Raw genomic sequence first — 6,405 nt, 5'->3', positions numbered from 1 at the left:
GCCTTGACGGTCATGCCCGGCTTCACCTTCTCCGTGCCATGCACGATCACGCGATCGCCCGCCTTCAGCCCGCTTTCCACCACCCAGTTGCTGCCGTTCGTTCCTGACGTCACGAGTTGAACTTGCGCTACCTTGTTGTCCGGGCCGACCACCAACGCGACGGGCTGCCCCTTCTGGTCATGCGTCACACCGATTTGCGGCACCACGAGCGCGTTGTTGTTGGTTCCTTCGTCGATGCGCGCACGCACGAACATGCCCGGCAACAGCACACGGTCCTTGTTCGGGAAAATCGCGCGGACAGTGACGGAACCCGTACCCGGGTCGACGCTCACGTCGGAGAACTGCAGCTTGCCGGGTTCTGAATAGGGCCGGCCGTCTTCCAGGGTCAGCGTGACCTTGGCGGCATTGGCGCCGCTGGTTTGCAGGCGCCCTTCCTGAAGATCGCGGCGCAGCTTGAGGCCGTCGACACTCGACTGCGTCAGGTCGACATAGACCGGGTCGAGTTGCTGCACGGTCGACAGGAGCGTGGCAGCACTTGCCTGCACGTATGCGCCTGGCGTGACTTGCGACAGGCCAATACGCCCCGTGATCGGCGAAACCACGTCGGTGTATCCCAGGTTGATCTGGGCGGTATCGACGGCTGCCCTGCCCGACGCGACGTCAGCCGCAGCCTGTCCCTGGCTTGCCACCGCGTTGTCGTAGTCCTGCCTGCTGACCGCGTTGGCCGCAACCAGCACCTTGTAGCGCGCTACCAATGCGTTCTGCGTGGCGACGTTCGCCTGCGCCTTTGCTTCCGCTGCTTTCGCGGTATTCAACGCCGCGATATACGGCGCCGGGTCGATCTTGTACAGCCGCTGACCGGCCTTCACGTCCGCGCCCTCGACGAATTCACGCCGCAACACGATGCCGTCGACCCGCGCGCGCACTTGCGCAACGAGGAACGCACTCGTACGGCCGGGCAGTTCGGTCGTGACGGAAACGGTGGTGGGCTGGACGGTGACGACACCGACTTCGGGCGTTTGTGGCGGTGGTGCTGATGGTTTTTGTCCGCAAGCTGCAAGAATCACGGCAACCGTCGCGGCACTGATTAAGCGGAATGAAACCCGTTCGACGCGCATGGAGCGACCTCTGTCAAAGACTGAGATTGAAATAAATGCGCGGCTGCCTTGATCGGCGAGCCGCGACGAGCGTCTTAGACGCTGACCAATAGCTGGCGGGTGCAAGAAACCGGTGCTCCGACCATCGTTCGTACCCGCGCCGAGATTCGTCGACGTCATGCGACTACCGCTCTCTGAGGACCACGAGGGTCGAGCGGACGGGCGGGGGGGCTGAAAAACTGGCTCGGATATTAACCGGTCAAAGCTACTTGGGCTATCGATCGACGGAGGGTATTGTATATACATCCACGAATGCATGTATAAGAGACGTTCGTTTACAATACCGAGATGCACGAGAGAAATTATCTCGGGTATTGGTTGCCGGCTAAACAAACCTTCAGCGAAACCGTGCCGCATCATAAATGGGCATACGAATACAACGCTGTATCGGCGAGCAGCAATCAGGACGGAAACAACTATGGTGAGGCGAACCAAGGAAGAGGCGGCGGAGACGCGCAACAGCATTCTCGATGCCGCCGAGCGGATCTTTTTCGAGAAAGGAGTGTCGCGCACCACGCTTGCCGATATTGCGCAGGAAGCGGGCGTCACGCGTGGCGCAATTTATTGGCACTTCGCCAACAAGGGCGATCTGTTCACCGCGATGTTCGACCGAAGCCTGTTACCGCTTGATGAGTTAGTCGCGGCATCGCAGGAAGTCCGAGAGCCGGACCCGCTTGGCAGGATGCGCGACATTTTCATCTGGTGCATGCGCAATATCGCACTGGACGAGCGGCGGCGCCGCGTGTTCGACATTCTTTTTCTCAAATGCGAATTTGTGGAAGACATGGGCCCTGTGCGCGTGCGTCATCAGACGAACATGCGCGAAGGCATTGAGAAGATCGAGCGCGGGTTATGCAATGCCGTTGCTAAGGGCCAGTTGCCCGCCTTGCTTGACACGCGGCACGCCACGACCATCCTGCATGCGCTGTTCACCGGTGTTCTCTATGACTCGCTGATGTCGCCGGAGAGTATCGATTTGGAGAAAGATGCCGAAAGAATCATCGATTCATTTTTCGATGTGCTGAGATATAGCCCCTCGGTCTTGCGTCAGGGGTGATAGGCCAACCGCTAAGGCAAGCAGGAAGACTCCGCTCTCGCCGCAAGAAGAACCGCGCCCATCCCTACTGCAAGCCGTAGCGCTGGGCGAGAAACAGGATGAGTGCGACACAAGCGATCATTGTGGCCCACGCCCAAGGCGGCAGGCTATGCGAATGGGAATCCTGATGATTGTGCGAAGCATGGCCGGGTAGCCGATGCCGTAAGACACCGCCGACCACATCCACGGCAGAGTGGCGCGTTTTGTGCAGGTCCGCGCCCGTATGACGGGTGAACGCGGCCGACATTGCGATCGGCCGCAAAAAGACTCGCCGGCGGGACACCAGCGGATTATCGGCAAAAGCGGACGGCTGACCGTGCTTCGCACGCACGACTTCGCAAAACTCCGCGAAAAAGTCATCGGCCACTTCGCGCAGTGCATTTTCGATCTGACGCGCCGGCAATCCTGCCAGCGGCCCGGCGAGTGTTGCCCACAAGGTGTACTCAATCCACGTCGATGCGCCCTTCGCGTCCGGCACAAGCACGACCGCGATCTGTCCACGCAACGATCCCACGCCCTCGGCTAACGCCTTGAAGCTGAGGGTTTGGGCGTCGGCATCAGGGCCATCGGCATCCTGGCGCAGCAACCGCGCCGCACCCGCCGTATGCGCGCGGATTTCATAGCGGGCGCGAAGCGCGCCCAGCGGCACAGTCAGCGTCAGCGCGTATTCGCCGCTTGGCAGTCGCAGCAAGGCTTCGCAGTTGTCGAGGCTCGCCCGCACCAGGGTCAAGTCGCCCAGTGCCTCACGCACCTGGCTGCGTTCGAGTGGAACGCGCAACGCATCGGTGACTTCCATCGAACCTCCCCTGAACGCACGCCCGCAAACCGTCTGGTTCACGTCCCCGACGTTTCGTCGATGCGATCTACCCGCGACGGATAGAACGCCAGATAGCCCTTGATCTGCGCAACGTTTTTAAATGGGTCTTCATAACACCACACTGCGTTTTCGACCGGGCCGTCTTCGGTGAGCAGGTGGTAATACGTGGCGTCGCCCTTGAATGGGCAATGCGAGGTGTGCGTGGATTTGGCGAGGCGGGCCATGTTCACGTCGGCGCGGGGGAAATAACGCACCGGATCGTGTCCCGTCTCGGTGAGGATCAGGGCTGCGTGGGTATCGGCAAAAGTCACGCCTTGATGAATCACGCGATGACGCCGCGTGTTCGACGAAATTTCGATGTGATGCGTGCCGGTATTCATCATGCGCTCCCCGATTCAACCTCTATGAAGCGGCGACTTCAGCAACGACTTAAAAAAAGCCACGGACTTTTCAGAACCCGTGGCTTGCATTATGAGACAAGTTTCCGGCACTTGGTCAAGCGCCATCGATGCTGTTGCGCGTTGGCGCACAATCAATTCTACTAGCTACGTTTTATTGAATGGTCCAATGAAACGCGGCTTTCGCATGGCCGTTGCCGGCAATGCTCACCGCCTGCTTCTTCTCCGAATCCTTGTACCTCGCGTACACGGTGTACTGGCCTGCGGGCAATTTCACCAGCATGTACGGACCCATGGCGTCGGCTTTGAGCACTTCAGCGTTCTTCGAATCGGTAATGCGCACGTGGACGTCGGCGAGATAGTCGGAGGTCGGACCCGTGAACCGTAACGAGAGCGGCCAATGAGCCTCTTCTCGAATCAAAGCGTGCGATTCGTCGAGGCCCACACCGCCCGATGTGTAAGACACCGAACCCTGCGTCTGGATCTGCGGCAAGCCGCCGCCGTTGGTGTTGCCGGCACTGCTCATGTCGTTAGTGTCGGCGCTCGAAGCCTGTGCCAGCGCGGTTCCTGCCACGCCCAAAGCCATGACGGCGGCGAGGGCCGCAATCGATGCTCTTTTGAAGGCGTTGGTCTTGACGCGCGCATTCGCTGTTTCAGTCGTCCTGGTCATCTCGTATTTGCTCCTTTTTATGGGGACTTCCGGCGCCCGTATCGGCGGTTTGTAGCGGTCCATTTCAACTCGCACACGGATAACTCCGCAGCCGTCAAGATCGGGACCGGGCATCTGAGAGACAGCAGCACACTCCATGCCCGCATCCTGCTTTACTTGAAACGTTTCCAGAAATCCGCTGCCGCCAACATGACGCCACGGGTCACCGTATGGTCAGCCTCAACCCAGATCCACCGGCACGAAGATTTGAGAATCGTCACGCTGGATCAGCAACGCGATGCTGTCGCCGGCATGAGCGACCATGGTCTTCAGTTGCTCGACTGTCGTGACCGGCTGGCCGTTGACGGCCAGGATCACGTCGCCGGCCTGGATGCCCGCGCTTTCAGCCGGTCCGCCCGCCTGTTGCACGAGCAAACCGCGAGAAAGCGATGCGCTTTGCTTCTCGTCCGGCGTAAGCGGTCTCACCGAGACGCCCAGCCGCGCATCCTGCGAAGCCGATTCGCTCTTGTCCGGCCCCGCGCTCGCGGTCTTGGCGTCGGTCAACGAGCCGACCGTCACGCTCAAGTCCTTCGTAGCCTTGTCGCGCCACACCTGCACCTTGGCCGTCGTGCCCGGCGCGAGACCGGCAACTTGCGCCGGCAACGCGTTCGAGTCGGGGACGAGCTCACCGTTGAGCGAGAGGATCACGTCGCCGGGTTCGAGCCCGGCCTTCGCCGCCGGACCGCCTGCCTCTACCGAACTTTCCAGCGCGCCGTTCGGGCTCTGCAGACCGAACGACTTGGCGAGCGTCTGATTCATACCCTGCACCGTCACGCCCAGCCGGCCGCGATCGACGTGCCCGGTCTTGACCAGCGCGTCCTTGACCTTCATCGCCTCATTGATCGGGATGGCGAACGAAAGACCCTGGAAGCCGCCCGTCTGCGAATAGATCATCGAGTTGATGCCGATGACTTCGCCCTGCAAATTGAAGAGCGGACCACCCGAGTTGCCCGGATTCACCGGCACGTCGGTCTGGATGAACGGCGTGTAGTTCTCGTTGGGCAGCGCGCGCGATTTCGCGCTGATGATGCCGGACGTCACCGTGTTGTCGAAGCCATACGGCGAACCGATCGCGACCACCCATTGCCCAACCTTGCTGCCGTTCGGATCGCCAATTTTCACGACGGGCAGATTCTTCGCGTCGATCTTCAGCACGGCCACGTCCGATTGCTTGTCCGCACCCACCACTTTCGCGCGGTATTCGCGTTTATCGGTGGTCTTGACCGTCACTACGTCCGCGCCATCGACTACATGTGCGTTGGTCAGGATGTAGCCGTCGCTACTGACGATAAAGCCCGAGCCCAGGCTCTCGCTGGGACTGTCCGACGCGTCGGGACCATTGCCGCCCATGCCCGGAGCGCCGCCGTAGAAGTGCTTGAAGAACTCGTAGAACGGGTCGTTCGGATCGATCGGCAATTGCGGGTTGGTAGCGTTGCCGTTCATGCCGCCACGGCGCGACGCCACCTTCCCGACGTGCTTCGCGCTGATATTGACGACCGCCGGGCCGTAGGTTTCGACCAGGCCGGAGAAGTCGGGAATACCCGTCTTGGCGGCGGCTTCCGCAGGCATCATCGCGGCTTGCGCGGGAGGGATAACCTGCGGCGCCGGGACATTCCTGCTGCCAGCCACGTATCCCGCGGACAAGGCAACGGCAACAGCGACCGCAATGGCGCTGCGGGTGACGATCTTTGCTCTCATGTGTGCTCCTCAGGGACGCGCTTCAGGATGTAACGAAGCGTACGAGGTGCCGCTTAAGAGGCACTTAAACCCGCATTGAACCCAATCGACACAAGCAAACCACCGTTGCGCGACTCGTCGAGCGACACCGTTGCATTGTGCTGCACGGCGATCCGACGCACGATCGCAAGACCCAGGCCGCTTCCCACTACGTCGGTAAACGGGCGATTTGCGCCCGCTCCCATGCGATAAAAGCGGTCGAACACGCGTTCGCGTTCATCGGCGGGAATGCCGGGACCGCTGTCGGCGATTTCGACCAGCGGCCGGCCTTCGTTCATGCGCAGGCACACGTCGACGCGGCCGCCTGCCGGCGTGTACTTCGTCGCGTTGTCGATGAGATTGTTGAACATCACGCGCAACGCGTTGCCGTCGCCCCGGATGGTCGCCGCTTCGTTCGTCTCGATGCCAAGATCCACGCCACGTTGCTGCGCGACCAGGACGTAGGCACCCACGCACTCGTCGAGCAGCGCGTGCAAATCGACCGGCTCCTT

Annotated in this window: 7 protein-coding genes; 1 reads left to right on the top strand and 6 read right to left on the bottom strand. The window is 61.0% G+C overall.

Translation table 11 applies throughout. From position 1 onward, the window contains the following. Positions 1–1,118: efflux RND transporter periplasmic adaptor subunit (locus WCA53_RS05480; protein WP_423906594.1), on the bottom strand; the 1,118-nt coding region annotated here is incomplete at its 3' end. Positions 1,119–1,575: 457 nt separating this feature from the next. Here WCA53_RS05480 and WCA53_RS05475 point away from each other — a divergent pair. Next, the gene (locus tag WCA53_RS05475; RefSeq protein ID WP_423906592.1) at positions 1,576–2,214 is read left to right on the top strand and encodes a TetR family transcriptional regulator; all 639 of its coding nucleotides are present in this window, start codon (positions 1,576–1,578) and stop codon (positions 2,212–2,214) included. Between the two features lie 64 nt (positions 2,215–2,278). Here WCA53_RS05475 and WCA53_RS05470 read toward each other — a convergent pair whose 3' ends face one another. The 5 genes from WCA53_RS05470 to WCA53_RS05450 all read right to left on the bottom strand — a co-directional run. Next, positions 2,279–3,049 (bottom strand): CoxG family protein, encoded by a 771-nt coding sequence (locus tag WCA53_RS05470; protein ID WP_423906589.1) that lies wholly within the window; start codon positions 3,047–3,049, stop codon positions 2,279–2,281. A 38-nt stretch (positions 3,050–3,087) separates the two neighbouring features. Further along, positions 3,088–3,453, bottom strand: a complete 366-nt coding sequence (locus WCA53_RS05465; protein WP_423906586.1) for a DUF427 domain-containing protein — start codon at positions 3,451–3,453, stop codon at positions 3,088–3,090. Between the two features lie 169 nt (positions 3,454–3,622). After that, positions 3,623–4,138: a carboxypeptidase regulatory-like domain-containing protein gene (locus WCA53_RS05460; protein ID WP_423906583.1), complete on the bottom strand. Its 516-nt coding sequence runs from the start codon at positions 4,136–4,138 to the stop codon at positions 3,623–3,625. A 219-nt stretch (positions 4,139–4,357) separates the two neighbouring features. Then, the gene (locus WCA53_RS05455; protein WP_423906580.1) at positions 4,358–5,875 is read right to left on the bottom strand and encodes a DegQ family serine endoprotease; all 1,518 of its coding nucleotides are present in this window, start codon (positions 5,873–5,875) and stop codon (positions 4,358–4,360) included. Positions 5,876–5,928: 53 nt separating this feature from the next. After that, on the bottom strand, positions 5,929–6,405 hold a 477-nt coding region (locus WCA53_RS05450; protein WP_423906574.1), incomplete at its 5' end, for a sensor histidine kinase.

It is taken from the genome of Caballeronia sp., assembly GCF_049581465.1.
In the GTDB taxonomy this organism is placed as follows: Bacteria; Pseudomonadota; Gammaproteobacteria; order Burkholderiales; family Burkholderiaceae; genus Caballeronia.
This window is presented reverse-complemented; position numbering and strand designations above follow the sequence as displayed.

Excerpts from the sequence above, each read along its gene's own strand:
- WCA53_RS05475 (WP_423906592.1), top strand. The coding sequence starts at position 1,576 with ATGGTGAGGCGAACCAAGGAAGAGGCGGCGGAGACGCGCAACAGCATT.
- WCA53_RS05470 (WP_423906589.1), bottom strand. The coding sequence starts at position 3,049 with ATGGAAGTCACCGATGCGTTGCGCGTTCCACTCGAACGCAGCCAGGTG.
- WCA53_RS05465 (WP_423906586.1), bottom strand. The coding sequence starts at position 3,453 with ATGATGAATACCGGCACGCATCACATCGAAATTTCGTCGAACACGCGG.
- WCA53_RS05460 (WP_423906583.1), bottom strand. The coding sequence starts at position 4,138 with ATGACCAGGACGACTGAAACAGCGAATGCGCGCGTCAAGACCAACGCC.
- WCA53_RS05455 (WP_423906580.1), bottom strand. The coding sequence starts at position 5,875 with ATGAGAGCAAAGATCGTCACCCGCAGCGCCATTGCGGTCGCTGTTGCC.